This is a genomic window from Geobacillus stearothermophilus ATCC 12980 (assembly GCF_030369615.1).
GTDB lineage: Bacteria > Bacillota > Bacilli > Bacillales > Anoxybacillaceae > Geobacillus > Geobacillus stearothermophilus.
Genome location: NZ_CP128494.1, coordinates 1,479,680 through 1,505,161 on the forward strand (window position 1 = coordinate 1,479,680; position 25,482 = coordinate 1,505,161).

The 25,482-nt window shown below is 54.5% G+C and carries 18 protein-coding genes and 2 pseudogenes; 7 read left to right on the forward strand and 13 right to left on the reverse strand.

Annotation, left to right across the window (positions count from 1 at the left end; all coding sequences use genetic code 11):
* Positions 1 to 4: 4 nt before the first annotated feature.
* Positions 5 to 1,861 (forward strand): oligoendopeptidase F, encoded by a 1,857-nt coding sequence (gene pepF / locus QSJ10_RS07990; protein WP_053532842.1) that lies wholly within the window; start codon positions 5 to 7, stop codon positions 1,859 to 1,861.
* Between the two features lie 383 nt (positions 1,862 to 2,244).
* Here the strand turns inward: pepF and QSJ10_RS07995 are convergent, their stop codons facing one another.
* The 7 genes and pseudogenes from QSJ10_RS07995 to QSJ10_RS08025 form a co-directional block, all read right to left on the reverse strand.
* Positions 2,245 to 3,714: a nicotinate phosphoribosyltransferase gene (locus QSJ10_RS07995; protein WP_015374911.1), complete on the reverse strand. Its 1,470-nt coding sequence runs from the start codon at positions 3,712 to 3,714 to the stop codon at positions 2,245 to 2,247.
* Positions 3,715 to 3,794: 80 nt separating this feature from the next.
* Positions 3,795 to 4,346 carry a cysteine hydrolase family protein gene (locus QSJ10_RS08000; RefSeq protein WP_053532844.1) on the reverse strand — a complete coding sequence of 184 codons (552 nt, stop codon included), beginning with the start codon at positions 4,344 to 4,346 and terminating at the stop codon, positions 3,795 to 3,797.
* 166 nt (positions 4,347 to 4,512) lie between these two features.
* Positions 4,513 to 5,262, reverse strand: coding sequence for a membrane protein insertase YidC (gene yidC / locus QSJ10_RS08005; protein WP_033017024.1), 750 nt, complete (start codon positions 5,260 to 5,262; stop codon positions 4,513 to 4,515).
* 42 nt (positions 5,263 to 5,304) lie between these two features.
* Entirely contained in the window at positions 5,305 to 5,574 is a 270-nt protein-coding gene (locus tag QSJ10_RS08010; protein WP_033016997.1) for a hypothetical protein, read from the reverse strand.
* Positions 5,575 to 5,655: 81 nt separating this feature from the next.
* Positions 5,656 to 9,816 (reverse strand): bacteriocin-processing peptidase family protein, encoded by a 4,161-nt coding sequence (locus QSJ10_RS08015; RefSeq protein WP_053532845.1) that lies wholly within the window; start codon positions 9,814 to 9,816, stop codon positions 5,656 to 5,658.
* Positions 9,817 to 9,962: 146 nt separating this feature from the next.
* A pseudogene (locus QSJ10_RS08020) lies at positions 9,963 to 10,313 on the reverse strand (alpha/beta hydrolase); the annotation flags it as partial.
* Positions 10,314 to 10,347: 34 nt separating this feature from the next.
* On the reverse strand, positions 10,348 to 10,851 hold the full coding sequence (locus tag QSJ10_RS08025; RefSeq protein WP_033017000.1) for a metal-dependent hydrolase: 504 nt from the start codon (positions 10,849 to 10,851) through the stop codon (positions 10,348 to 10,350).
* A gap of 194 nt (positions 10,852 to 11,045) precedes the next feature.
* Between QSJ10_RS08025 and QSJ10_RS08030 the strand changes: the two genes are divergently transcribed.
* Genes QSJ10_RS08030 through narI form a run of 4 tightly spaced genes read left to right on the forward strand, consistent with a single transcriptional unit; the run spans position 11,046 to position 17,501 of the window.
* A complete protein-coding gene (locus QSJ10_RS08030; RefSeq protein ID WP_033017003.1) occupies positions 11,046 to 14,732 on the forward strand; it encodes a nitrate reductase subunit alpha in 3,687 nt (1,228 codons plus the stop codon).
* Positions 14,722 to 16,191 carry a nitrate reductase subunit beta gene (narH, locus tag QSJ10_RS08035; protein ID WP_033017004.1) on the forward strand — a complete coding sequence of 490 codons (1,470 nt, stop codon included), beginning with the start codon at positions 14,722 to 14,724 and terminating at the stop codon, positions 16,189 to 16,191. Before QSJ10_RS08030 ends, narH begins: the two co-directional genes overlap by 11 nt.
* Before the next feature lie 54 nt (positions 16,192 to 16,245).
* On the forward strand, positions 16,246 to 16,821 hold the full coding sequence (gene narJ, locus QSJ10_RS08040; RefSeq protein WP_014195921.1) for a nitrate reductase molybdenum cofactor assembly chaperone: 576 nt from the start codon (positions 16,246 to 16,248) through the stop codon (positions 16,819 to 16,821).
* Positions 16,797 to 17,501 carry a respiratory nitrate reductase subunit gamma gene (gene narI / locus QSJ10_RS08045; protein WP_033017006.1) on the forward strand — a complete coding sequence of 235 codons (705 nt, stop codon included), beginning with the start codon at positions 16,797 to 16,799 and terminating at the stop codon, positions 17,499 to 17,501. The genes narJ and narI overlap by 25 nt, the downstream gene beginning before the upstream one ends.
* Positions 17,502 to 17,719: 218 nt before the next feature.
* On the opposite strand, the gene QSJ10_RS08050 is transcribed toward narI, so the two are convergent.
* From QSJ10_RS08050 to QSJ10_RS08070, 5 genes and pseudogenes are all read right to left on the reverse strand, one after another.
* Positions 17,720 to 18,247: a hemerythrin domain-containing protein gene (locus QSJ10_RS08050; RefSeq protein WP_020278823.1), complete on the reverse strand. Its 528-nt coding sequence runs from the start codon at positions 18,245 to 18,247 to the stop codon at positions 17,720 to 17,722.
* Positions 18,248 to 18,358: 111 nt separating this feature from the next.
* Positions 18,359 to 18,460 (reverse strand): annotated as a pseudogene (locus QSJ10_RS08055) (pyruvate synthase alpha chain); the annotation flags it as partial.
* A gap of 171 nt (positions 18,461 to 18,631) precedes the next feature.
* The gene (locus tag QSJ10_RS08060) at positions 18,632 to 19,426 is read right to left on the reverse strand and encodes a uroporphyrinogen-III synthase (protein WP_033017009.1); all 795 of its coding nucleotides are present in this window, start codon (positions 19,424 to 19,426) and stop codon (positions 18,632 to 18,634) included.
* Between the two features lie 209 nt (positions 19,427 to 19,635).
* A complete protein-coding gene (locus tag QSJ10_RS08065; RefSeq protein WP_053532846.1) occupies positions 19,636 to 19,881 on the reverse strand; it encodes a hypothetical protein in 246 nt (81 codons plus the stop codon).
* Between the two features lie 159 nt (positions 19,882 to 20,040).
* Positions 20,041 to 22,407, reverse strand: coding sequence for an immune inhibitor A domain-containing protein (locus QSJ10_RS08070; RefSeq protein WP_053532850.1), 2,367 nt, complete (start codon positions 22,405 to 22,407; stop codon positions 20,041 to 20,043).
* A gap of 270 nt (positions 22,408 to 22,677) precedes the next feature.
* On the opposite strand from QSJ10_RS08070, the gene QSJ10_RS08075 reads away from it, so the two are divergent.
* Together QSJ10_RS08075 and map are read left to right on the forward strand one after the other, a co-directional pair.
* A complete protein-coding gene (locus QSJ10_RS08075; RefSeq protein WP_033017012.1) occupies positions 22,678 to 23,982 on the forward strand; it encodes an ATP-binding protein in 1,305 nt (434 codons plus the stop codon).
* A gap of 162 nt (positions 23,983 to 24,144) precedes the next feature.
* Positions 24,145 to 24,894 (forward strand): type I methionyl aminopeptidase, encoded by a 750-nt coding sequence (gene map, locus QSJ10_RS08080; RefSeq protein WP_033017013.1) that lies wholly within the window; start codon positions 24,145 to 24,147, stop codon positions 24,892 to 24,894.
* Positions 24,895 to 25,068: 174 nt separating this feature from the next.
* On the opposite strand, the gene QSJ10_RS08085 is transcribed toward map, so the two are convergent.
* Entirely contained in the window at positions 25,069 to 25,470 is a 402-nt protein-coding gene (locus QSJ10_RS08085) for a secondary thiamine-phosphate synthase enzyme YjbQ (RefSeq protein WP_033017027.1), read from the reverse strand.
* Positions 25,471 to 25,482 lie beyond the last annotated feature (12 nt).

The following is a 25,482-nucleotide window of genomic DNA, read 5'->3' on the forward strand; positions in this document are numbered from 1 at the left end:
TGATATGAAGCGCTGGCTTCTTGGGCTCGCCGCTGTGCTTCTTTTCGCCTCCCCATGGCCGGCATCAGCCGCCGAAACCGCATACGAATGGAACCTAGCCGACATTTATCCATCCGAAGCCGAGTGGATGCACGACTACAAGGCGGTGCAAAACGCCTTGCCGAAACTGGCGGCGTTTGAAGGAAAACTCGATGATGAAAAGACGATCGCCAAACTGTTCGCCCTCAACGAACAAACGGCCCGCAAGCTCGAAAAACTGGCGCTTTACACCCATTTAAAACGCGATCTGAACATTGAAGACGAGGCAGCGGCCCGGCTTGGGGCAAAAGTAGAAGCGCTCGCCGCCCAATATGCGGCGAAAACAGCGTTCATCGAGCCGGAACTGCTCGCCCTACCCGAGCGGACGCTCAAGAAGCTCCAAACGAGCAAAGAGCTGAAAGCGTACCGCTATTACTTCCATGAGTTGCGCGAGCAAAAGCCGCATACGCTTACGAAACGCGAAGAACGGCTGCTCGCGAAACTATCGCCGGTGCTCGGCGAGGCGGAGAACATTTATGACCACGCCGTCCGCGGCGATTACGAGCCGCCGTCTGTCACGATGCCGAATGGAAAAACAGTGACATTGACCGACGACCAATACGCCGCCATGCTCGAGCACCCGGACCGCCGCTATCGAAAGGCGGCGTTTGAAGCGAAAGCGAAAAGCTATGAGGCGCTCGAGCAGACCGCCGCGGCGACGTTGTACGCCTCGGTCAAAGCGGACGAATTGTATGCGAACGTGCGCCGCTATCCATCCGGCCTGGCCGCCGCTCTGGCCGCCGACGATGTCCCGAAGGAAGTGTTCGACAACTTAATCGCCGCCACCCGCCGCCATTTGCCGGCGCTGCACCGCTATATCGAATTGCGGCGGCGCGCGCTCGGGCTTGACCGCGTTCACAGCTATGATTTGTACGTGCCGCTTGTCGGCGAAACGGCGAAATCGATCCCAGTTGAAACAGCGAAAACGTTCATTGTCGAAGGGCTCAAGCCGCTCGGCGCCGACTATATCAAACAGGTGCACCGAGCGTTTCAAGAGCGATGGCTTGATGTCTTCCCGCGCCCGAAAAAATATACCGGCGGCTACAACACGGGAGCGTATGACACCCATCCGTTCATCTTGCTCAATTACAACGGTTCGCTTGATGGCGTATTGACGATGGCTCACGAGCTTGGGCACGCCATGCATTCCGTCTACACGAACCGCGCGCAGCCGTACCATTATTCCGGTCATTCGATTTTCACCGCCGAAGTCGCCTCGACCGCGAACGAATGGCTCATGCTCGATTATTTGTACAAACAGGCGAAAACAAAAGAAGAAAAACTCCGCCTGCTCGTCGAACAAATCGAGCAAATCCGCGGCACGTTGTACACGCAAGTGATGTATTCCGAATTTGAACGGATGATTCATGACAAAGTGCGCCAAGGCGGCAGTCTGACAGCGGACGAACTGAACCATCTTTGGCTTGGCCTGCTGAAAACGTATTACGGCCCGGCGTACGCCGCCGATCCCGGCGCCGCGCGCGGCTGGCTGCGCATCCCACATTTTTATGACGCCTTTTATGTATACAAATATGCCACTTCGCTCGCGGCGTCGTACACCATTGTGAGCGGCATCCAAACCGATGCAAGCGGCAAGGCGGTGAAGCGGTACACACAATTTTTGCGCTCCGGCGCATCCGATGATCCGATCCGTCTGCTCAAGCGAGTCGGAGTGGATATGACAAGCCCCGAACCGATCGAGCGGGTCTTAGGTCATTTCGCCGAACTCGTTGACGAACTCGATCGACAGCTGCCAAGCCAAAACCGTCAGCGGTCTATATAGATGCAATTTAAAGCTTTAACATTTTTTGTCTTTGCCGGTCATTGCATCCGACTGTCGAGTGACCGAACAACGCCGCTTAAAGACCCATATATGGGTCTGTGAAGCAGGTGGTTGTTCGGTCTTCCGTCACGCCTTGGCGTGACGGGGCAAGCCACACGCTTGCCTTCGACAGTCGAAAATGGACAAACCGCTTTTCCGTCAAGGATATGTTAAACTTCTTCGTTACATCTATATACATGAAAGAGGTGTCCCGCGCCGTTCGGGACACCTTTGTTATTGCGGCGGAAAAAAGAATATCGCTTTGCGTTGCAACGCGCGGGACCGGTTAAGGCGGTCGATCGCGTACAAAGCGACATCATGCGCTTGCCCCGCAGCCAAGACGGTTATTCACTTAAAGATGCGCCTGCAATTTTTTCTTTCACCTTGCGGATGTTTTCCATCTTATTGTCCCAACACGCTTGGCTCAAATCAACGGGATATTGCTCGGGATTGAGCGTCCGTTTGTACTCCTCCCAAAACAAGCGCAAGCTTTCTTTTGCGTACGCTTGAATGTCCGGAAGCGGCGGCGACGTATACACGAGCCGGCCGTTGTCGAAGATCGTCACATGCAAGTCACGCGCTTCGAAATTGGTGACGAATTTGCTGATGAACGTGTACACCGGATGGAACATTTTCAACCGCTCTTCTTGCTGCGGGTTTTCGCTCTCTAAGGCGATGTAGTCGCCTTCCGCTTTATGGTTGATTTTGTTGACGATGCGGTACACCCGCTTCAGCCCCGGCGTCGTCACTTTTTCCGGATTGCCGCTGATTTTGATCGTATCGACCATCTCACCGCGTTCGTTTTCGATCGCCACCATTTTGTACACGGCGCCGAGCGCCGGCTGATCGTACGCCGTAATGAGTTTGGTGCCGATCCCCCACACATCGATTTTCGCCCCTTGCGACTTCAAGTTTAAAATCGTATCTTCGTCCAAATCGTTTGAGGCGAAAATTTTCGCGTTCGGAAATCCGGCTTCATCGAGCATTTTCCGCGCTTCTTTCGACAAATAGGCCAAATCGCCGCTGTCGATGCGGATGCCGATAAAGTTGATTTGGTCGCCCAGCTCCTTCGCGACGCGAATGGCGTTTGGCACCCCCGACTTCAACGTATCGTACGTATCGACAAGAAAGACACAGTCTTTATGGCGGCGTGCATACTTCAAAAAGGCCGTGTATTCATCCTGATACGCTTGAATCATTGAATGGGCGTGCGTTCCGGCGACCGGAATGCCAAACAGCTTCCCGGCACGCACGTTTGATGTCGCCTCAATCCCGCCGATATACGCTGCGCGCGCGCCCCAAAGCGCCGCATCCATCTCCTGCGCCCGCCGGCTGCCGAACTCCAAGGCCGGCTCATCCCCGAGAATATGCTTAATGCGCGACGCTTTCGTGGCGATGAGCGTCTGGAAATTGATAATGTTTAAAATAGCCGTTTCGATGAGCTGCGCCTCGGCGAGCGGCGCCTCGATGCGCATAATCGGTTCATTGGCAAACACCACTTCCCCTTCGCGCATCGAACGGACCGTGCCGGTGAAGCGAAGCGTCCGCAAATAGTCTAAAAAGTCGTCGCGGTAGCCAAGTTCTTGGCGCAAATAGTCGATGTCGCTGTCAGAAAATCGGAACTGCTGCAAAAACTGAATGACGCGCTCCAACCCAGCGAACACCGCATAGCCGTTGCCAAACGGCAGCTTGCGGAAAAACACTTCAAACACAGCGCGGCGCTCATGCATACGATCTTCCCAATACGTCTCGACCATATTGATTTGATATAAGTCCGTATGAAGCATCAAGCTGTCATCAGCATATGTCTTCATGAATTGCTACCTCCAACACACGAATGACGGCGCCGCCGAATAAAACAATGTTCATCGTCTATTCTATCACGTTTTCTCCATTATTCCACTATTTTCGCGCCTAGCGTATGGCGAAAATGGCGGAGCGCCCATTCGTGTCCCGCCGCGTCGAAGCTCGCCACCGCCCGCCGGTGGACGACGATGCGAAATCCTTTGTTGTACGCATCGACCGCCGTATGGAGGACGCAAATATCGGTGCAGCAGCCGACCAAATGCACTTCCGTGATGCCTCTTTCGCGCAATTTCAGCTCCAAATCGGTCCCGGCGAACGCGCTGTAGTGCGTTTTGTCCATCCAGTAGACGTTGTCTTTATGCTTATTTGCTTGATACACCTCTTCGAGCTCCCCGTACAGCTTTCGCCCCTCCGTCCCTTCAATGTTATGCGGCGGAAACAACTTCGTTTCCGGATGATAGTCGTCTCCCGCCACATGTTTGTCAATGGCAAAGACGACAAAATCACCGTTGTCAATAAACTGTTTCGTCACCCGCACGAGCTCTTTTTCAATCGCCTGCCCCGGTTTCCCGCATGTAAGCGCGCCATGATCAGCGATGAAATCGACGGTGTAGTCGATGTTAATAAGCGCTTTGTTCATTCCCGTTCACTCCTTTTCCTCTTCCTGCATGGTCGGGTTGCTGTTTTTTCATCCCGCCTACATCTTGTTGGGCTTTTCTACCATTATACCATAGCAATATGGACAGCAGACAAGACAACAAATCCCCTGCCTGCTTTGAAGCAGACAGGGGATTGTCGAAGTCGTTTTAGCTGTTTTCCGCCGCTTTGGCCGCTTTCATTTGAGCACGCAAAATGAGCGACTGGATGATCGAGAAGCAGCCGCCGACGACCCAATAGAGCGACAGCGCCGATGGAACGGAGCTGGCGCCGATAAAAATCATAACCGGCATGATGTACGACATCATCGCCATTTGCGGCATTTGTTCTTCAGCCATCGACGGCGACAGGCGGAGCGAGATGAACGTCGTCAACGCCGCTAAAACAGGCAAAATGAAATACGGATCGCGATGACCGAGCTCGACCCATAAGAACGAATGCGTTTTAATTTCTTGCGTCCGCGAAATCGCGTAATACAGCGCCATAAAAATCGGCATTTGAATGAGCACCGACAGGCAGCCGCTCGCCGGGTTGACGCCGTGCTTTTGATACAGCTGCATCATTTCTTGCTGGAGCTTGCGCTGCGTTTCCGGGTCTTTGCTTTTATATTTTTCTTGCAGCTTCATAAGCTCCGGGCGCAGTTTTTGCATGGCGATCGATGCGCGGAACTGCTTCAAAATGAGCGGCAGCAAGCAAAAGCGGACGATGAGCGTCAGCACGATAATGGCGATGCCGTAATTGTCGCCAAACCAGTGCCCAAGCGTCAAAAGAAGCTTCGACATTGGATAGACAAAATAATGGTTCCAAATGCCTTGACTATGTTCGTCGATCGGTTCGTTGCGGTTACAGCCGGCAAGAAGCAAAACGGCGCCAAGCAGCACCAATACCCATTTTTTCATGAAAAGCCCTCCTTCAATATCATGTTGCAAAATCATGCCGTTTCAACATAAAGGAAAGGGCCTTCCATCCTCATCCGTTCGGCTTGTCCGTTCCCAAACGGGAATTTTCCGCCGCTGCGGCAAAAACAGCGGGCGCCATGGAAGCGCCGCCCGTTCGGCGCCTCCCTCTGCTTCATGCTCGCGAACCGCGGCCAACGCCGGTTCATAAAACAGCGAACCTGCCATCCGGCGCGCGCTCGTATGTCCTTTCATGATGATCCATAGCGCGCCGACAAGCGACATATACACAAGCAAATCAATAGGCGCTTCCATGCGTCCACCTCCCTTTCGCCTGTCGATTGTTCTCTTTCCATACAATAGCAAACTTTCAACCGAAAGAAAAGCAACAATTGATCACATCCGCTCCAAGCGGTGAAATGCCGGCTCGTCGGCTGCCAAGACGGCCAGCTCCCCGCTTTCATCGGCCGCCAGCGCCGCCCGAAGCTCTTCTTTCGCCTCATCGAAGCGTCCAAGCAGTGCGAGATAGCGGGCTCGTTCGTAGCGAAGCCGGGCATCGTTGGCCATATGGACGCACCGCTCGATGGTCGCGAGCGCCTGATCGATGCGCCCCGCTTCTTCATAAACAGCCGCAAGCTGCATATGGAACTCTTCATCCTCAGGATACCAATCAGCATAGCGCTCCCAAAGCGCCGCTGCTTCTTGATAGCGGCCCGTTTCCATATAATGCTCGCCAAGCAACATGAGCGCCTCACGGGCGAGCGGTTCTTCCGCCACAGTCTCCTCGAGCTGCCGCTCGGCTTTCTCGCGCTGTCCTTCTTGAAGCCAAACGACCGCCTGCAACACGCGCAGGTCGACATCATCCGGGTCATCAGCCAGCAGCCGCTCCAGCCAGCGCTTCGCTTCCTCGCGTTTTCTTTCCTCATCGGCGGCCAATAAATATTCCACAAATTCTTGCGCCAAAGACGGATCCCAAACGCGGGCGAGCGCTTTGCGCCACGTTTTCACGGCATCGCTGTCCAATTCGAGCGCGGCATATAAGCGGGCGAGCCGCCTGTAGGCTTCCGCATCGCTGCGGTTGAGGCGAATCGCTTCGTCGTAGAAATCGGTCACAATCGAAAACAAGACAACGGTGCCGACCCATTCTTTCGCTTTTGTCCACCATCGCACCGGTTCGTCATGCCCCCCCTTCTCCTCGCCAAAATACGGGAAAAGAGCCGAGGCAGTGTTCCGATACATCACGCTTTTCGCCTCGCGGCTTGCCTTCAGCCGCTCGAGTCGATGGCGCAGCTTCCCTAAGCCGCGCATCGTTTTCGGAAAGAGAGCCACATACAACGGGTACAACGATTCATCGTCCGGATGGCGCACCATCAACTGTTCGAGCAGTTTCGCCGCCTCTTTTTGGCTTCCTTCCGCGATCAGCACCATCGCCCAATGGCGGAGCACTTCAGGATGGTCCGGGTCAAGAGCAAGCGCCTTCTCGACGGCCGCCTTTTCTTGATCGCGGCGCTCAAGCGCTCCATAAACATATCCAAGGCTGTCGTAATACCACACCTCCCCTGCATGCGGACGGGCGTCAGCCAACGCGCGGAGAAGCGCGGAAGGCTCCGCGATCGCGGCAAGCTGCTCCATATCGATGCGCTTCGGGGCCAAGCGCACCGCCTGAAGCAAATGCGCGTGCTGCCGCTCTTCGTTTTCTTCCGCCTCATAGAGTGAAGCTAAGCGAAAATGGCAAAGGACAAACGATGGATCGGCTTTGAGACAAGCCTCATACTGTTGTTTCGCCTCTTCGTGGCGTCCAAGCGAGGCGCACAGCTCCGCGAGCCGGAAGAGGGAAAGCGCATGGCCCATGGCGGCAGCTTCTCGGTAAAACGCCATGGCCTTCGACGGCCGGCCTTGCCGTTCATAAAGGGCGCCGAGAGCGGAATGGGCCGAAGCGAGTGTCGGGCGAGCCGAGACAAGCTGCTCTAAAAACGCCCGGCCGCGTTCCTCTAAAGACGGCGTTGCCAGCTGATCAAGGTAAAACTCGTACGCTTCTTCCGCCTCAAACTCAGCCAGACGCAACCCTTCTTCCAACCACGACAGCGCCGTCTCGCGTCCTTCCCCCTCGTCGGCGAACCCATGGGCGACAAGCCATCTTCCCGCGTTCAGCCAATATTCGCTGTTGTTGGCAAAACGGGTGCGCTGCTTGATTACATACCGGCGCGCCGCTTCCACATCCCCGCGCTCCGCGAGGGCGGCCGCCAAGCCGAGATGGGCGAACACGTCATCGCTGTCATGGCGGATCGCCTCTTCGTAGCACGAAACCGCTTGTTCCGCCTCTCCTTCCTCCATATAGAGATCGCCAAGGCGGACGTAAAGCGGCGCCAACCGCCAGGCGGCGGCCAATCCCTCTTCCAACACCGCTTTCGCTTTTTCCCGATCACCGTCGTCATCATACAAGTCAGCCAACATCAAATACGGGTACGGTTCCTGCGGGTCGAGCGCTTTGGCGACGCAAAAGCCGCGTTCCGCCTTGCGCCTTCGGCCGAGCTCCCGATCGCAGCAGGCCCGCTCATACCAAAGCTGGGCATCCCGCCGCTCGCGGCGCACAAGACGATCAAACCAGTCGCGCGCTTCGGCAAACCGCTTCGCATGGAACAACAGCACACCGTGATTCGTTTCGATAAACAAATCGCCCGGATACAGGCTGACTGCCACGCGCGAAGAGATGAGCCCTTTTTCGATATGACCGGCGTACGCCGAGGCGAGCCCGAAATAGCTCCACACTTCCGGCTGGTCTGGGTCCAACTGGAGCGAGGTGCGAAAATAGCGAGCCGCCTCTTCATAGCGGCTGGCAAAAAAGGCGATTCGGCCGCGCAAATAATGGTAGAGCGGGCTTTGTGCCTTTCCTTTCACCCGTTTGAGCACCTCTTCAGCCTTCTCCATTTCTTGCGTGTAGACATACGCTTTCGCCGCCATCAGCAGCAAGTCGTTATGTTCCGGATACTCGTTCAAGACTCGTTCCGTATACTCCAATACAAGCGGCTTCGCCTCGTCGATGCCGAAATGCTTCATGACATACAGCCATGTGTACGGGATGTGCTCATGCTGGCGCAAAAAGGCGACAAAGGCGGCGAAATGCGCCTGTTCGTCCTCGTCCATCTTTTCAGCCAACGCGTGCAGCTCACGGAAATAGCGGTCCTCCTCCTCCGGAAGCTCGGCGGCGAGCGCCGCTTTTTCCCGGGGAAGCGCCACAATCGACAAATAATGCGTCCCTGCATACCACTTGGCAAGCTCGTCCTTGGAAACGACAAACGGATCAAACAGATTCGGGTCTTGCACATAAAACGCCTCGAGCCGTTCGTCATAGCCAAACAGCACTTGGACGTGTGATGACTGTTCGTAATCGACGCTTAACAGCACCGGAACGCCCTCATCAATGAGCCGCTTCCAGCGCGGCAGCGTGCCGATGAAAAAGCGGCAAACAAATCCAATATCTTCCAAATAATGTACGGTCGTGGACAGCTTCGATCCGCGCACATCAAAAATATGTTCGGCCACTTCATCCTGCGTGCGGGGGGAACCAAGCAATCGAAGCATCATTTCCAGACTCGCCGGCACGCAATAGTTGTGCTTTTGCACGACCGGCACAAGCGGCAGCGCCACCGACCGTTTCCCTTGCCGCCCAAGCGCGCGGGCGTACGGCGTTTTTTCAAGCTGCGGCTCCGCTTTCACAAGCGATTCAAGCTTCTCCCATTCCTCAAGCTGGTAATACAGTTCGGCGCGCAAATGGGCGAAATAACGGCGATGCATATGAAGCGGATTCAGGCGGTCAAGTTCCTCCATCGCCGCGAGCGCCTCGCGGTAGGCGCGCACATCGCGCAGGCGGCGCACGCGCTCAGCGTAAAACGCTAACACTTGCGGAAAACGCTGCTTTCCTTCTTCCAAAACGGCAAGCGCCTCGCGGTGGCGGCCATCGAGCGCATACAAATCGGCAAGAAGCAAATAGCACATATCGCCGCGCTCCGGGTCATCGAGACCGGCGCAAATCACCTGTTCGGCGCGCTTCCGGTCGCCGGTCTCGATATAAAAATAGCCCCACTTGTCATGCATCGGCGCCGTCTCATAGCGGGCAACCACATCCATCCATTCGTGCGCCTCATCGATCCGCTGCATATCCAATAAAGCGCGCACCAACGCAAACGCCGCCCGGGCGATCGCTTCCCTCGGCTCCTCCACCCGGCCATCGAGCGCGGCGGTCAGGCGCGGAGTGAGCGCCTCTTCCACATCGAGCGGCCGGCGTTGATCGAGCCATTCGTCGCACAACCACGCGAGCGTCTGCAGCGTGTTGAACTTCCGGTGGGCGTACCGGGCGACAAGCCCGCTATGCCGGTACATAAGCGCGTAGTCGAACAGGCGGACAAGCGTCCGAAACGGTTCGATCTCGTCCCACGAAGCCATGAGCGGCCGCCATTGAAACAATCCCATATTTTCTAAATGCGGCCGCACCTGGGCAAGGGCATCCACGATTCGTTTTTCTTCAACGAGCAATGCGATCGGTTTGATATGATTCATACAAAGAAAACTCCCTTATTCTTTTTCCAGCTATTTATTAAGTGTAGAACAAGCCCGGCAAAACAGCCACATATTTTTTCACAAAAATACCGACAAACAAAAAATGGCCTCTCCTTTGAACAGGATCAGCCATATACCGATTCGTTTTATCCGGCGTGCTTGGCGAAAAATTCGAGAGACCGTTCAATAATCATCGGTTGGTCGTAATCGAGCGTCGCCACATGGTAGCTGTTTCGGAGGCGGACGATCTCTTTCTCCGTCGATGAAATACCTTGAAAGATGATGTCGGCGTTTCCCGGCGGCACGACGTGATCTTCGTCAGAGACAAAAATCAACGCCGGACAGACGATGCGATCGAGTTTCGCTTTTGTCTGTGCCATCAGCCTAGCCAGCTGAAGAAGAGAAGCGGTCGGCATTTTCTCGTATGCCAGCTCTTTCACATCCGGATTTTTCAAGTCCGAACCGATCGAATCCAGATACCTCGGCAGCTCGCCCCCGCACCTCTTTTTTCCTTTTTTTGATCGGACGCCGTTACCACATCGACAACCATGACCACCACCATTCGTGAAACAAGCCGTTGACGCCAAAATAGACGAATGCGATCCAAGCGATGCCAACCAATGCTTTCTCCATCCCTTTTCCCGTCCGATAGAGCGGCACTTTCCACCGCTTGGACGAAAACGGCCAAAACAGCGGCACCCCTTGAACAGAAAAAAAGTCTTCCACAATATGAAACAAGTAGCCGAGCACGAGCCCAGCGGTAAACGGCGACGCCGAGTCGCGCCAGACGAGGGCGGCAAGCACCCCCCAAACGATGAGCGAATGCGTCATGCCGCGATGGCCGAACGCTTCTTTTACTTTCCCCGCGACGCCGAACGAACGGCGGCCGACGTATGACGACGGCTCGTCAATGTCAGGAAGAAGGCTGCCGATGACAAGCCCCACCGTATAGGCGGCGGTAAACGGCAGCTTTGTATGCGCGGCCGCCGCCGCGCCGAGGCATAATGTGGCAATGACATGGCTGGAGTATCGCAACGAAATCCCCTCAAACTTTTATCGTTTTCCCCATTATACCACATATCGTTTTCCCCATTATACCACAGAAAAGAATATTCGTTCGTTTTTTGACGGATTTGTGACAATGATGCCAAGTGTGACAAAGTTAACATCGCGTTATTAACATCATGGCTATAGTTAAAAGTACACAACGCTAATAAGGAGTGAAGCAAATGAAACGAAAACGATCTCCGTTCATCAACCGTTTCAAATATATTCGGCCGATCGAGCGCCAAGCCGACGGCCATAGCGAAACAACCTACGGCGACCGCGCCTGGGAAGATGCATACCGTCGCCGCTGGCAGCACGACAAAGTCGTCCGCTCGACCCATGGCGTCAACTGCACGGGGTCGTGCAGCTGGAACATTTACGTCAAAAACGGCATCGTCACCTGGGAAGGACAGCAGCTCGACTATCCGTCGACCGGGCCGGATATGCCGGACTTTGAACCGCGCGGCTGCCCGCGCGGCGCGAGCTTCTCATGGTATATGTACAGCCCGCTGCGCGTCAAATACCCGTATGTCCGCGGCATCTTGCTTGACATGTGGCGCGAGGCGCTCTCCCATCATCCAAACAACCCGCTTGAGGCGTGGAAAAGCATCGTTGAAGACCGCGAAAAAGCGAAGCGCTACAAACAGGCGCGCGGGAAGGGCGGATTCGTGCGCGTCAGCTGGGATGAAGCATTGACGCTTGTCGCCGCTTCTTTATTGTATACGGTCGTCAAATACGGCCCGGACCGCAACGTCGGCTTCTCCCCGATTCCAGCCATGTCGATGGTCAGCCATGCCGCCGGATCGCGCTTCATGCAGCTGATGGGCGGGCCGATGTTAAGCTTCTATGATTGGTACGCCGACTTGCCGCCGGCGTCGCCGCAAATTTGGGGCGACCAAACGGACGTGCCGGAGTCAAGCGACTGGTACAACGCCGGCTACATCATCACCTGGGGCTCGAACGTCCCGCTCACCCGGACTCCGGACGCTCACTTTTTAGCCGAAGTGCGCTACCGCGGCACGAAAGTCGTCTCCGTCAGCCCAGATTACGCCGAGTCGACAAAATTCGCCGACGACTGGCTGTCGGTGAAGCAAGGGACGGACGGCGCCTTGGCGATGGCGATGGGACATGTTATTTTAAACGAATATTACGTCAAACGGACCGTTCCATATTTTGAACGATATGCCAAAATGTACACCGATTTTCCGTTTGTCGTCACCTTAAAACAAAACGGCGGCACATGGACGGCCGGCCGCTTCTTGTTGGCGAAAGACCTTGGCAAACAAACGAACAATGCCGAATGGAAGCCGGTCATCTATGATGAAAACACCGACTCGTTTGTCGTGCCGAATGGAACGATCGGCGCTCGCTGGGAAGACAAAGGAAAATGGAACTTGCGTCTTGTTGATGAGGAAACAGAACAGCCGCTTGAGCCACGCCTGTCGTTTTTAGGGAGCGAAGATGAAGTCATCTCGATCCAGCTTCCATATTTCACCGCTGAGGGCGGAAAAACGATCGAACGCGCGGTTCCAGTGAAAAAAGTGCAAACCGTAACAGGAGACGTTTACGTCACGACCGTCTATGATTTGATTTTGGCCAACTACGGCATTGACCGCGGCATCGGCGGCACAGTCGCCCGCTCGTACGATGACGAGGTGCCATTCACTCCAGCATGGCAAGAAGCGATCACCGGCGTCGACCGCGAACTCGTCGTGAAAATCGCCCGTGAGTTTGCCGACAACGCGATCGACACAAACGGCCGGTCGATGATCATCGTCGGCGCCGGGATCAACCATTGGTTCAACTCCGATACGATTTACCGCGCCGTCTTGAACCTTGTCTTGTTCGTCGGCGCCCAAGGGGTGAATGGCGGCGGTTGGGCCCATTACGTCGGGCAGGAAAAGCTGCGGCCGGTGGAAGGATGGCAGACAATCGCCACCGCTCGCGACTGGGTCGGACCAGCGAAATTGCAAAACGGCACGTCATTCTTTTACTTTGCGACCGACCAATGGCGCTATGAAGAGCGGCCGGTCGATGAGCTCATCTCACCGCTGGCCAAAAAAGCGCGCTATTCACACCCTGGCGATTACAACGTCTTGGCCGCGCGGCTTGGCTGGCTGCCGTCGTACCCGACGTTTAACAAAAACGGCATCGAGCTGTATAACGAAGCAGTAAGCCATGGAGCCCGCACGCCGGAAGAGATCGGCGCCTACGTCGCGAAACAGCTGAAAAAGAAAGAATTGCAGTTTGCGATCGAGGATCCGGACAACGAGGCGAATTTTCCGCGCAACTTGATCGTCTGGCGCGCCAACTTAATCTCAAGCTCCGGCAAAGGGCACGAATACTTCTTAAAACATTTGCTTGGCACGACGAACGGCTTGTTAAACGATGACCGCGACAGCCTGCGCCCGGAAGAAATCCGCTGGCGCGATGAAGCGCCGGAAGGCAAGCTCGATCTGCTTGTCAACTTGGACTTCCGCATGGCCGGCACAGCGCTCTACTCCGATGTCGTCCTGCCGGCAGCGACATGGTATGAAAAACATGACTTAAGCAGCACGGATATGCATCCGTTCATCCATCCGTTCAATCCAGCCGTGCCTCCGCTCTGGGAAGCGCGCTCGGACTGGGATATTTTCAAATCACTCGCGAAAGCCGTATCTGATGTCGCCAAACAAGCCGGCTTAAAGCCAATGAAAGAAGTCGTCGCCACTCCGCTGTTGCACGATACGGCGCAAGAGCTGGCGCAGCCGTTCGGTGAAGTGAAAGACTGGAGCAAAGGCGAAACTGAACCGATTCCGGGCAAAACGATGCCGAACATTCACGTCATTGAACGCGACTATACCCTTCTTTACGACCAAATGACCGCCTTAGGTCCAAATGTCGCCCGCCAGCCGATCGGCACAAAAGGGATTGCCTGGTCAGCGAAAGACGAGTATGAACAGTTGAAACGCCGGCTCGGCACTGTCCGGCGCGCTTCCATCGCCGACGGCTGCCCGGATATCAGCGAAGCGAAAAAAGCGGCTGAAGCGATTTTGACGCTGTCATCAACTACAAACGGCAAAATGGCGGTGAAAGCGTGGGAGGCGCTTGAGAAAAAGACGGATTTGAAATTGGCCGATTTAGCGAAAGAACGCGAGGAAGAATGCTTTACGTTTGAACAAATCACCGCCCAGCCGAAAACGGTCATCACCTCACCGGCGTTCAGCGGCTCGGAAAAAGGCGGGCGGCGCTACTCGCCGTTTACGACGAACGTCGAACGGCTCATCCCGTGGCGGACGTTGACCGGCCGGCAGTCGTTTTACATCGATCATGAACTGATGCACGAGTTTGGCGAAACGATGGCGACGTTCAAGCCGGTGTTGCCGCACCGTCCGTTTTCAAACAAACGCCCGAAAGAAAACGGAAAGGAAGTCATCTTGAACTATTTGACGCCGCATAACAAATGGTCGATCCACAGCATGTATTTCGACTCCTTGCCGATGTTGACGCTTTTCCGCGGCGGGCCGACCGTGTGGATGAACAAAGATGATGCGGCCGAAGCCGGCATCAACGACAACGACTGGATCGAATGTTTCAACGAAAACGGCGTCGTCGTCGCCCGCGCCGTCGTCTCCCACCGGCTGCCGCGCGGCATGGCGTTTATGCACCACGCGCAAGACCGCCATATTAACGTGCCGGGCACGAAGCTGACAAACAACCGCGGCGGCACACACAACAGCCCGACGCGCATCCACGTAAAGCCGACGCATATGATCGGCGGATATGCACAGTTAAGCTACGGTTTCAACTATTACGGACCGACGGGCAACCAACGCGACCTGTACGTCGTCATCCGCAAACTCGAGGAGGTTGATTGGCTTGAAGATTAAAGCGCAAATCGGAATGGTGATGAATTTGGACAAATGCATCGGCTGCCATACGTGCAGCGTCACGTGCAAAAACACATGGACGAACCGCCCCGGCGCTGAATACATGTACTTTAACAACGTTGAAACGAAACCCGGAATCGGCTATCCGAAACAATGGGAAAACCAAGAGAAGTATAGAGGCGGCTGGGAGTTGAAAAACGGCGAACTGCGGCTCAAATCCGGCTCGAAAGCGATGCGGCTCGTCAACTTGTTCTACAATCCGTACCAGCCTACGATCGACGATTACTACGAACCGTGGAATTACGACTATGAAACGTTGACGAACAGCCCGCTAAAACAATACCAGCCAGTGGCGCGGCCGAAATCAAGCATCACCGGCGAATGGATGGAGCTGTCATGGGGGCCGAACTGGGAAGACGATCTGGCCGGCGTCCATATCACCGGTTTGCGTGATCCGAACGTTGTCAAAATGGAGCAGGCGATCCAAACGGAATTTGAGAATGTCTTTATGATGTACTTGCCGCGCATTTGCGAGCATTGCCTCAATCCGTCATGCGTATCGAGCTGCCCGTCAGGCGCCATGTACAAACGCGACGAGGACGGCATCGTCCTCGTCGACCAAAACGCCTGCCGCGCTTGGCGGTATTGCGTCACAAGCTGTCCGTACAAAAAAGTGTATTTCAACTGGCAAACGAACAAAGCGGAAAAATGCACGCTCTGCTTCCCGCGCATCGAAGCCGGCATGCCGACGATTTGTTCGGAAACGTGCGTCGGCCGCATCCGTTACATCGGTGTGATGCTGTATGACGCTGACAAAGTGAAAGAAGCGGCGAGCGTCACAGATGAGAAACAGCTGTACCACGCCCAGCTTGATATTTTCCTTGATCCAAACGATCCAGCCGTCGCCGCCGCCGCGAAAGAAGCGGGCATCCCAGACGAATGGATCGCCGCCGCACAGCGCTCGCCGATTTACAAAATGATCGTCGACTGGAAAATCGCTTTGCCGCTGCATCCGGAATACCGGACGCTGCCAATGGTATGGTACATTCCGCCGCTGAGCCCGATCATGAATACGATCGAAGGAAAAGGAAGCCAAGCGAGCGCCGATGACATCTTCCCGGCCATTGATGAAATGCGCATTCCGATCGAATATTTGGCGAATTTGCTGACGGCGGGCGATACGGCGCACATCCGCACGACATTGAAAAAAATGGCGGCCATGCGCTCATACATGCGGGCGAAACAAACGAACAAACAGCCGGACACCCGTCTCATTGAATCGCTCGGCTTAAGCCGTGAAGACATTGAAGAGATGTACCGTTTGCTCGCGATTGCCAAATACGAAGACCGCTTCGTCATTCCAGCATCGCACCGCGAAGAAGTCGCTGACCTCTACGCCGAACAAGGCAGCTGCGGGCTGGCGTTCGCCGGCGGCCCGGGCGCTTGCGGCACGCTGTAAAAGGAGAAAGAAGGCGAGCCCCGCCCCCTTCAATAATGAAATGGAGGATTTACGATGAACAGCGAACAACAACAAACGGTCTTTCTATGTGTATCGTATTTGTTGTCTTACCCGGACGAACAGTGGGCCGAATCGCTTCCTGACTGCCTAGACGCCATCCGCTCGCTTGACGATGAAACCGTCCGCGCGCCGCTTTTGGCAGTGGCCGAACAGCTCGCGGTCACCCCGGCTCGAGAGCGGATGGAGCAATATGTCGAAACATTTGATTTCGGCAAAAAAACGAATTTGTACTTGACGTATATGACAAACGGCGAGCAGCGGGAGCGCGGAATCGAACTCGTTGCCTTAAAAGCGCGCTACGAGGCGGCCGGATTCGCCGTCTCCGATCACGAGCTGCCCGACTACTTGCCGCTCATGCTTGAATGGATGGCCTATGCAGATCAAGAGCATACGACTGCCTTGCTCGCCGATTATGCCGGCCATATCCGCGAAATCGGCGACCGGCTGGCAGCGGCAGGCAGCCCGTATGCACAGTTGTTTGACGCGCTCAATCACACATTCACTCAACTCGGCGTGACGCCGCTCCCGAAAGGAGGTGCAACGGCATGGCCAGCCAATTTCTCTGGGTGATTTTTCCGTATTTGGCGCTTGTCCTATTTGTCGCCGGCCATATTTGGCGCTACCAGCGCGACCAGTTTGGCTGGACATCCAAATCAAGCGAACTGCTTGAAAAACGGCAGTTGCGCCTTGGAAGCCTTCTCTTTCACTGGGGCATTTTGTTCGTGTTTGTCGGCCACGTGATGGGCATTCTCATTCCCAAGCCGTTTTACGAGGCGCTTGGCGTGACAGAAGAGATGTACCACGCCCTCGCCTTGGCAGGCGGCATTCCGGCCGGCTTGGCGGCCTTCGTTGGTTTGTTGATCCTTTTTCGCCGCCGCTTGACGGTCAAGCGCGTACGGACGACAAGCAGCACCGGCGACTGGGTCGCGCTCGGATTTTTGCTTGTCGTGATCGCCAGCGGGTTGTCGTCGACGTTTCTGAACATCGATTCGCACGGGTTTGATTACCGGACGACAATCGGCCCGTGGTTTCGCGGCCTTCTTACGTTCCGTCCGAACCCAGCTTATATGGAAGCGGTGCCGCTTTGGTTTCAGATTCATATTCTCGCTGCATTCGGTTTGTTCGCCGTCTGGCCGTTCACCCGTCTCGTTCACGTATTCAGCTTCCCGCTCCGCTACTTGCAGCGCAGCTACGTCGTCTATCGAAAGCGAATGCCAAAACAAGCAGAGCCGGTCAACCGCGCCAAGTAAGCGAGCGGCGGGCGTCACATCAGGAACCCTAAACTGAACAGGCGGAGGGGGCAACCGATTGCCTGACAGCCGGCCTGTCAACTTTAACGGCGGCGGGAACGAAACAACGTGCGCTTCCGCATACCCTAACGATCATGCATAACAACCGGCCAACAAATGAACCAATAATAAAAAACAGGATGCCCGTCGTTTGGGGCATCCTGTTTTCCATTTGTTACTTAGTTAATGCGCGCAAACAGCTCCTCTTTCTCCGCATCGGACAACAACCGCTCGGCCATCGGGAAGAGCACGTTCTCCTCTTTCATGAAGTGCTCATCCAAAATATGATACGCCTCAATCACCGCGCCGGCAAGCGTCAACGCCTGCCTGCTGTCGATGTTCTCCGGCAGCTGGGCGGTCTTTTCTAAAAACATGGAAAGTCGCGTTTTCGCCTGTTCGTGTTCGTATTCCATAACGGCGATAGGGCCGGTCGTCCGCCCGATGTACCGAGCCATCATTGGGAACAATACGCCTTCTTCCCGCTCCGAATGCGGATCTAGGGCGGCGACGAACGATTCAACTTTTTCTCTCAAATCAGCGAGCGGCTCACGCCAGTTGCGGTCATTTTCCCCGCGGCCGATCGCCTCCGCTGCGGCAAGCAGCTGCTCCATTTGGGCGCGCAGCGGGCCGTGTTCTTGTTTTAATTGCGCCAGACCGGCGCATAATTTCACCCCTTCAGGGCCGCCCATATGGCAAAATGAATGCATCATCAATTCCTCCTTTTTATGACCCGTCCGTTGTTTCCATTATACTGTGTGCAGCATCTCCATCGTTGTGAGTCATATCACACCGCCGACAGACAAGCGCAAAAAAAACAGCACGCTCGCCCCCATGAGCGACGCGCCGTAGCAAATCCCCGCCGAACCGTGCTCGCCATCTGCTGGAATGAGCTTCGTTTCATGCTCGCCCCGCCCTTTCATATGAAAAATACATACCCAGTTTTATTATAAGCGGAAAATGTTCGAAAAACTGTGACAAAAAATAAACAGTTTAGCATTTTTGATGAAACACATAATATAAAACATTTAACAAAAAGATGGTCTCTTATATAGCAGGTTGGACAATTGATATAAAACAACCCTCAACAGGGCTTATTGTTGAAAATAACGGGCAAGCGTCACAATCATCGCTCCCATCCGCTCATGTTCCGGGGCGATGACGCGATCGACTCCCTCTTCTTCCAATGCTTCTTTTGTCACTTTGCCAACGGCGCAGGCCACGACATCGGTGCGAAACGCGTCAAAGAGCGGTGTGATCTCTTTTTTCTCGCGGGCGAACGAAAAGAAAAAGCGGACTTGCATCGCCGATGTAAAACAGACGGCATCGACTTCGCGCCCGACAATTTCTTTATACAATGTCGCCAGTGTCCCCTCATCCGGAGCGATATGCCGGTATGGCAACAATTCCGTATACAAAGCGCCTTGTTCAAGAAAAAACTGCTTCAAGGCTGGCGCGGTATCGCCGTACAGCTGTACAACAACGTTTTTTTCCGCAAAGTCGTGCCCATAAAGAGCAGCAATCAACCCTTTCGTCGTCCCGTCCTCGCTTGCGGCCACCGGGGTGACGCCGATTTGTTTCAACGCCGTCACCGTTTTATAGCCGCGGGCAGCCACGTTCGCTTCCTTGATCGTTCGATGCCATTGAGCAGCCATTCCCTCCCGGTCGGCCGCTTCCAACAGCGCCTCAAAGCCGATTCCCGTCGTAAATACGATCCAGTCCGGCCGCATGGCGATGACGGTTCGCATTTCCTCTCCCAGTTCGCTTCCCTTTGAAAAGACGGTCCCTTGCGCCGGACGAATGATGGCCGTTCCTCCTTGCTTTTCAATAAGCGTTGTCATTTCGTCCAGTTTGCGTGACGCGCATAAGGCAATCCGTTTGCCATGCATGTCCCTTCCCCCTTATGGTCAGTCGTTCGTCCTTTCCATTCTAAAAGATGGTCTTTGCCTATGCAACAAAAACCATTCCGCTCCCTGGCACATCGCAACGCGAATGCCGCCTTCATTGGGTATAGAGCCCAGCGCAACAGAACAGACCGCAGGCAGAAACAGCCGACCACCATCAAAAAAACACGCGCCCAAAGACGCGTGCCCTCCGTTCAACGAGTATGTACCATGGCCTCTTCTCCCCGACGGTCAAAGGAACCGATGATGCGCTTCGGCTCGACGGAAATGAGCCGGTCCAACGGAATGTTCATTAGACGCATTTGCCGGTTGTAAACAAACAGTTTGCGCGTGTCCTGATACAGCTTGACCGGCAGCACGACCGCTTCCCCTTGATAGGTTTTTACACGCACCGGCTGCTTCTCGGCAATCCACGCCGACAGCTGTTCATACCATTCCATTCTGATTGTTCCCCCTTCTCATCCGATCCTACTTATGATTATAAACGGAAAAAGCGAAAAAAAGGGGGAAAGAAAAATCAACAAATTCGACGAAGGGATGACAAACCGTGTCGATAAATGTTCAGCGCACGGAAACATTCCGTGCGCCTTTGGAGGTGGTCAGCGGTGGATCAACACACGCGCTGCCGTGCGGTCAGCGCTTTCACCGATGACGCGGATTTTTAGGCCATAGTTGGGCACGTTCCGCCCGGCGTCTTCCGCCCCTTTATTGTCATACGACCGGCTGTCGTCAAACGCCGGCGTCGGCGCTGTGTCGTTGTCGATCAGCTGTGAGCCATTGATTGCCACGCGGAATGGGGCTCCTTTTTGCAGGCTGAACGCCGCATCGTGCACTTGATAGAGAGTCGACGCTGTCGTATTGCCCGACCATTTCAACGTATGCTGGTCGGCATCCACAACGCCAAGAAACCCTTCGCCCGGATGGACGCCCGTCCAGTTGTTGTCATAGCCTTCATCCACATACCAGACGACAAGCCCTGGATCGTACGAAAGAAGCCGGTCGCCGCGCAAAATATGGGCGAGCCCTTCATCGACGCCGCGGTGGTTGCGCCATTCCAACAAATAGTAATGATCCGAATACCGCTTGCCATCGCTCTTTTCAAAGCCTTCCACCGCAAAGGCGCTGTCCCCTTCGGCGTCGTCGGCAAGCGCGGTTGTCCCATCAGCTGTCACTTGGATGTTGTCAATATACCAGCCGGCTTCCGACACCGCCGCATCAGTGATGTAATGGAAACGGAGGTCAATCGTTTGTCCTGCATAGGCCGACAAGTCAAATTCCGCCTTCACCCAGCCGTTTGACGTACCGGTAATGCCGTTGCCAGGGTTTTGCCTGTACGGATTGTCGGTCGTTGTAATGTTTCCTTGAATTGTTGTCCATTCGTTGCTGCCATGCGGTTTTACTTCTACCGCCCCATAATCCCAGTCTTTCTCAATCGCATACCATGTATCAAATGCCAGCGTCGCCTTGGACGCTTTCGTCAAATCGATCGTCGTTGCCATCGTATGATCTAAGTTGTTTCCGCTTCCAGAGAAATAGGCGTACGCACCGCTTGGCGGGGTCGTGATGATCGTTTCTTTGTCCGGCAAGTTGATGCGCACGGCATCGTTGTTCGTCCCTTTCGTGTTCGCTTCATCGAGCACGACTTCAACACCGTTTGGCGTTACTTCGTTCCACTCAACGGTCGTTCCGCTCAGCCAGTTGCTGCCGGGCATGGTCGACTGCAAAAACTGTTTCGCCCAGGCGCTGAAGCCGGTCGGCTCCGTGCCCGGAATGCGCCCCGCCCAACTCCCGCTGGACATAATCGACCAATAGGCAATGGGCTCGCCCAAGCCGGAGTAAATCGTATCATATTCATCCGGCAGCCCTAAATCGTGGCCGTATTCATGGGCAAACACCCCTGCCGCCCCATCGGCCGGTTCGATTGTGTAGTCGTACGCCGCCAGCTGGCCGCGCCAATACGGCACATCGGTTGTTGTGTTCGGGATGCGATAGACCGATCCTAAATTCCAGCGGTGCGACCAAATCGCGTCGCCGCCGAGCGAACCGCCGCCCGCCTCTTCACCGACGCTCGAGTGGATGATCATCAAATGATCGATCAAGCCGTCCGGCTCGCGGTAGTTGCCGTCGCCATCCAAATCATACCGATCCTCTCGGTCAAACTCGCGCAAATTGATGCTCGGGTCTTTCGCAGCCGCCGCCAGCGCCTCGCGCACAAGCGCCCGCGGATTGGCGTCATTGCCATCCGGGGTCGGCACGTTGCCGCCATAGTATTTAGCCGGATACTTCGCCTGATACCAGCCCGCCACTTTTCCTTCGATCGAATAGCTGCCGCCTGATTGCTCTTCATAATACTTTTTCACCGAGATGAGTTTTTCTCCGTTCGGTCCTGCGTAATAGCCGTCATCCCCGCCGAAAATCATGTCTTCATAATGTTCACGGGTATAATCTTTATAATACATATCCGTCTCATTCGGTTGAATGCGGTTGTGCGGAAAATCCGGGTATTCAATGAGCAAAACGAGCACGCGGTCCACCCGCTTGCCACCGTTCCATGCCTCTGGCTTGACAGACGGAACGGAATCTTTTTTCGTCTGGCCAAGCTTTTTTCCTTTCCCATTCAAAATACTGTTTTTCTGCCCCTTCTCGCGCAGCACATCAGCCCGCTTTGCCTCGTATTCGTGCAATTCTCCTTTTTCTTTCGAAGTGTGGGCCGCCTTTTGTTTTAAATAGGCGCGCACCGCTGCTTCCGCCTCAGCTGGGGTGGCGTCAGCGCGAAGCTTGCCGCTTTTTTTCAACATCTCCGCCAGCTTCTCTTCATTCGCCACCGCCAAATCGACCGGACCGCCGTGCCTGGCTGCCAAAGGTGCTCCCGAATTGGCGGCCTGCGGGGTAGCCGCCGGCACTGCCCATAGGCCCATTCCAAGCGACAGCGCAGCAACAAGTGATGTGATCGACCGTTTCTTCAAAAACATCCCTCCATATCAAATAAAATGTTGATAGAAAATATATACAATTAAAATATTATAGAATAATCCCAAAAAACGAAAGGGAATTTTTGACTAAGAACAAAACAGTTCTTTTTGCCTATATCTGTCGAAAAAACGAGATTTATAGCAAAAAAAGACTATCGATTTCACCTTAACAGACCCGTGATGTTCCAGTTACAATGTAATATATTCACGGTTTTTGTAGAAATTCTGGTTATGCATCTTGACGATGGGAAAGAAGGTGCCGCGATGCTGAATATTTTCAAAGACTTTTTGCTGAACTTGTTTTTTATTCTCCTGCCGGTGTTTCTTGTCCCGCTATGGACGGAGCAAGAAAAAGGGCCAAAGCGCCTCCGCCTGTATTTGCCGACCGCTTGTTACGCCATTGTAATCGTCCTATGCATCACTCTTCCGGTCGGAACAGAGAGCAATTTCATCTTCGACTTGCAGCAAATTCCTCTGTGGCTTGGCGGTTTGTACGGCGGAGCGGGGGCGGCGACGGTTTTAGCGTTTACGGCGATCGCCTACCGCTCGCTGTTCGGCGGAGCTGGCGTCTTCGTCACCGTCGTCGTTTCCATCGCCATCGCTGCAACAAGCAGTTTATTGACAAAACGGTTTGTCGAGCTGCCAACCAAACAGCGCACGCTGTTCGCTGCATCGCTCAGCTTCGGCTCTGGCCTATTGACCGTCGCCATAGCGGAGTGGATGGCTGCTGCGGTTTCTCCTCCGCCTTCCGTTGCGCTTATCTTTTTGTTTGTACAGCCCATCAGCATGCTCATCGTTTGTTCGTTTCAGGAAATGGTGCACCATAACATCGCGCTGCGCAAACGAGTGATTCGCGCCGAGAAAATGGAAGCCGTCACCCATTTAGCTGCTTCCATCTCTCATGAAATACGCAATCCACTCACCGCGGCGCGTGGGTTTATCCAACTGATCGAAGAGCAGCCGCTCGCTGCCGACAAACGACGCCAGTATGCGCGCATCGCCATTGAGGAGCTTGACCGAGCTGAAGCGATCATCACCGATTACTTGACGTTTGCCAAGCCGGCCCCGGAGATGCCGGAAAAGCTGAACGTCAAACTGGAAGTGAAGCGGGCCATCGACATCATCCGTCCGCTCGCCAATATGAGCTGCGTCGATATTCAAGCGACGCTTGCCCCATTTTCCGTCATCGGTGAGCGCGAAAAATTCCGTCAATGTTTGCTCAACGTAATGAAAAACGCCATCGAAGCGATGCCTAACGGCGGGACGTTGCAAGTATACGTCTCCATTGACAACGGACGTGTGCTCATCCGCATCGCTGATACCGGCGTTGGTATGACGAAAGAACAGCTCGAACGGCTTGGCGAACCGTATTTTACGACGAAAGGCGTCAAAGGCACGGGGCTCGGAATGATGGTCGTCTATCGCATTGTCGAATCAATGAACGGAACAATTCGAATTGAAAGCGAAATACATAAAGGAACGACGGTATCGATTTATTTGCCGCTCGCTCCGTCCCCATCCCTATCCACGATTTCCGATAAAGAAAAGCAGTTGTTTGCCGTCTTGTAAACGCCGCGGCCAAACCGGGGGAAGACAATAACCAGCGAAACAAAGGATGCCTGTTCGGGTGTCCTTTTTCTTTGTCCTATGTTCCCGACAGTTTATCACCACTGGCGTTTTTGTTACAATACTATAGGATGGAAACATACCAAAGGAAAAGGAGACAGTTGCATGATTCACGTCAAAACGGAACGAGAAATTCAGTTGATGCGTGAGGCGGGGAAACTCTTGGCCGCCTGTCATCAAGAGATCGCCAAACGCATCGGACCGGGCGTCACAACGATGGAAATCGACCGGTTCGTTGAAACGTTTTTGGCCAAATACGGCGCCAAACCGGAACAAAAAGGATACCGCGGCTATCCGTATGCGACATGCGCTTCCATTAACGATGAAATTTGCCACGGGTTTCCGCGCAATGAGCCGCTGAAAGAAGGCGATATCGTCACGATCGATTTTGTCGTCAATTTGCGCGGAGCGCTCGCCGATTCCGCCTGGACGTACGCCATCGGCGACGTCAGTGAAGACGTGCAAAAACTGCTTAACGTCACCGAGCAGTCGCTCTATAAAGGAATCGAGCAAGCCGTTCTCGGCAATCGGATCGGCGACATCGGCCACGCCATTCAAACGTACGTCGAAGCGCACGGCTTTTCCGTCGTACGCGATTTCACCGGGCATGGCATCGGGCCGACGATTCACGAAGAGCCGTACGTTCCCCATTTTGGTGAAAAAGGAAAAGGGATGCGCTTAAAGGAAGGGATGGTCATTACGATCGAGCCGATGGTTAACATGGGGGCATGGCAAAGCAAAATGGACGCAAACGGCTGGACGGCGCGCACCATTGACGGCTCGTATTCGGCGCAATATGAACATACGATCGCCATTACGAAAAACGGGCCGCTGATCTTAACGACGACGGCGTAAGGATACAGATATTTCTTGTTCTCAACAGCTTGATTTTTTCGACATTCGAAAAACCCGGGTACACGTTGGCCCGGGTTTTTCGTTCCCTTCTCTTTATTCTGGCCAGACTGTTGCGGCCGCTGTGTTGCCATTGCTTTTTCCTGCTATTTTGTTTACATAATATAATTATGGTTGCTACCCTTTCAGCACTTTCACGTAAAACGTCCGCTGGCGCGGCCCGTCGTATTCACAAAAATAGATGCCTTGCCAACGGCCAAGCAGCAGCCGGCCTTCATGAATGATAACATGTTGCGACGCGCCGACCGTGCTCGCTTTCATATGAGCGGCCGTGTTTCCCTCCATATGGCGGTCAAGCGGATGCTCCCACGGGTACGTTTCATCAAAGCGGCGCATCATATCGCGCTTCACGTCAGGATCCGCGTTTTCGTTAATCGTGATGCCGGCTGTCGTGTGCAGGCAATAAACGATCGCCACCCCCTCTTCTACCCCGGACTGGCGCACCGTTTCTTCGACAAATGACGTAATCTCCACCATTTCATCGCGCTTTGTCGTGCGAAGTGAAAAAGATTGAAGCAAGTCTTTCACCTC

What these genes read in the sequence shown, in the direction of transcription:
- pepF (WP_053532842.1), top strand. Translation starts at nt 5, where the DNA reads ATGAAGCGCTGGCTTCTTGGGCTCGCCGCTGTGCTTCTTTTCGCCTCC.
- QSJ10_RS07995 (WP_015374911.1), bottom strand. Translation starts at nt 3,714, where the DNA reads ATGAAGACATATGCTGATGACAGCTTGATGCTTCATACGGACTTATAT.
- QSJ10_RS08000 (WP_053532844.1), bottom strand. Translation starts at nt 4,346, where the DNA reads ATGAACAAAGCGCTTATTAACATCGACTACACCGTCGATTTCATCGCT.
- yidC (WP_033017024.1), bottom strand. Translation starts at nt 5,262, where the DNA reads ATGAAAAAATGGGTATTGGTGCTGCTTGGCGCCGTTTTGCTTCTTGCC.
- QSJ10_RS08010 (WP_033016997.1), bottom strand. Translation starts at nt 5,574, where the DNA reads ATGGAAGCGCCTATTGATTTGCTTGTGTATATGTCGCTTGTCGGCGCG.
- QSJ10_RS08015 (WP_053532845.1), bottom strand. Translation starts at nt 9,816, where the DNA reads ATGAATCATATCAAACCGATCGCATTGCTCGTTGAAGAAAAACGAATC.
- QSJ10_RS08030 (WP_033017003.1), top strand. Translation starts at nt 11,046, where the DNA reads ATGAAACGAAAACGATCTCCGTTCATCAACCGTTTCAAATATATTCGG.
- narJ (WP_014195921.1), top strand. Translation starts at nt 16,246, where the DNA reads ATGAACAGCGAACAACAACAAACGGTCTTTCTATGTGTATCGTATTTG.
- narI (WP_033017006.1), top strand. Translation starts at nt 16,797, where the DNA reads ATGGCCAGCCAATTTCTCTGGGTGATTTTTCCGTATTTGGCGCTTGTC.
- QSJ10_RS08050 (WP_020278823.1), bottom strand. Translation starts at nt 18,247, where the DNA reads ATGCATTCATTTTGCCATATGGGCGGCCCTGAAGGGGTGAAATTATGC.
- QSJ10_RS08060 (WP_033017009.1), bottom strand. Translation starts at nt 19,426, where the DNA reads ATGCATGGCAAACGGATTGCCTTATGCGCGTCACGCAAACTGGACGAA.
- QSJ10_RS08065 (WP_053532846.1), bottom strand. Translation starts at nt 19,881, where the DNA reads ATGGAATGGTATGAACAGCTGTCGGCGTGGATTGCCGAGAAGCAGCCG.
- QSJ10_RS08075 (WP_033017012.1), top strand. Translation starts at nt 22,678, where the DNA reads ATGCTGAATATTTTCAAAGACTTTTTGCTGAACTTGTTTTTTATTCTC.
- map (WP_033017013.1), top strand. Translation starts at nt 24,145, where the DNA reads ATGATTCACGTCAAAACGGAACGAGAAATTCAGTTGATGCGTGAGGCG.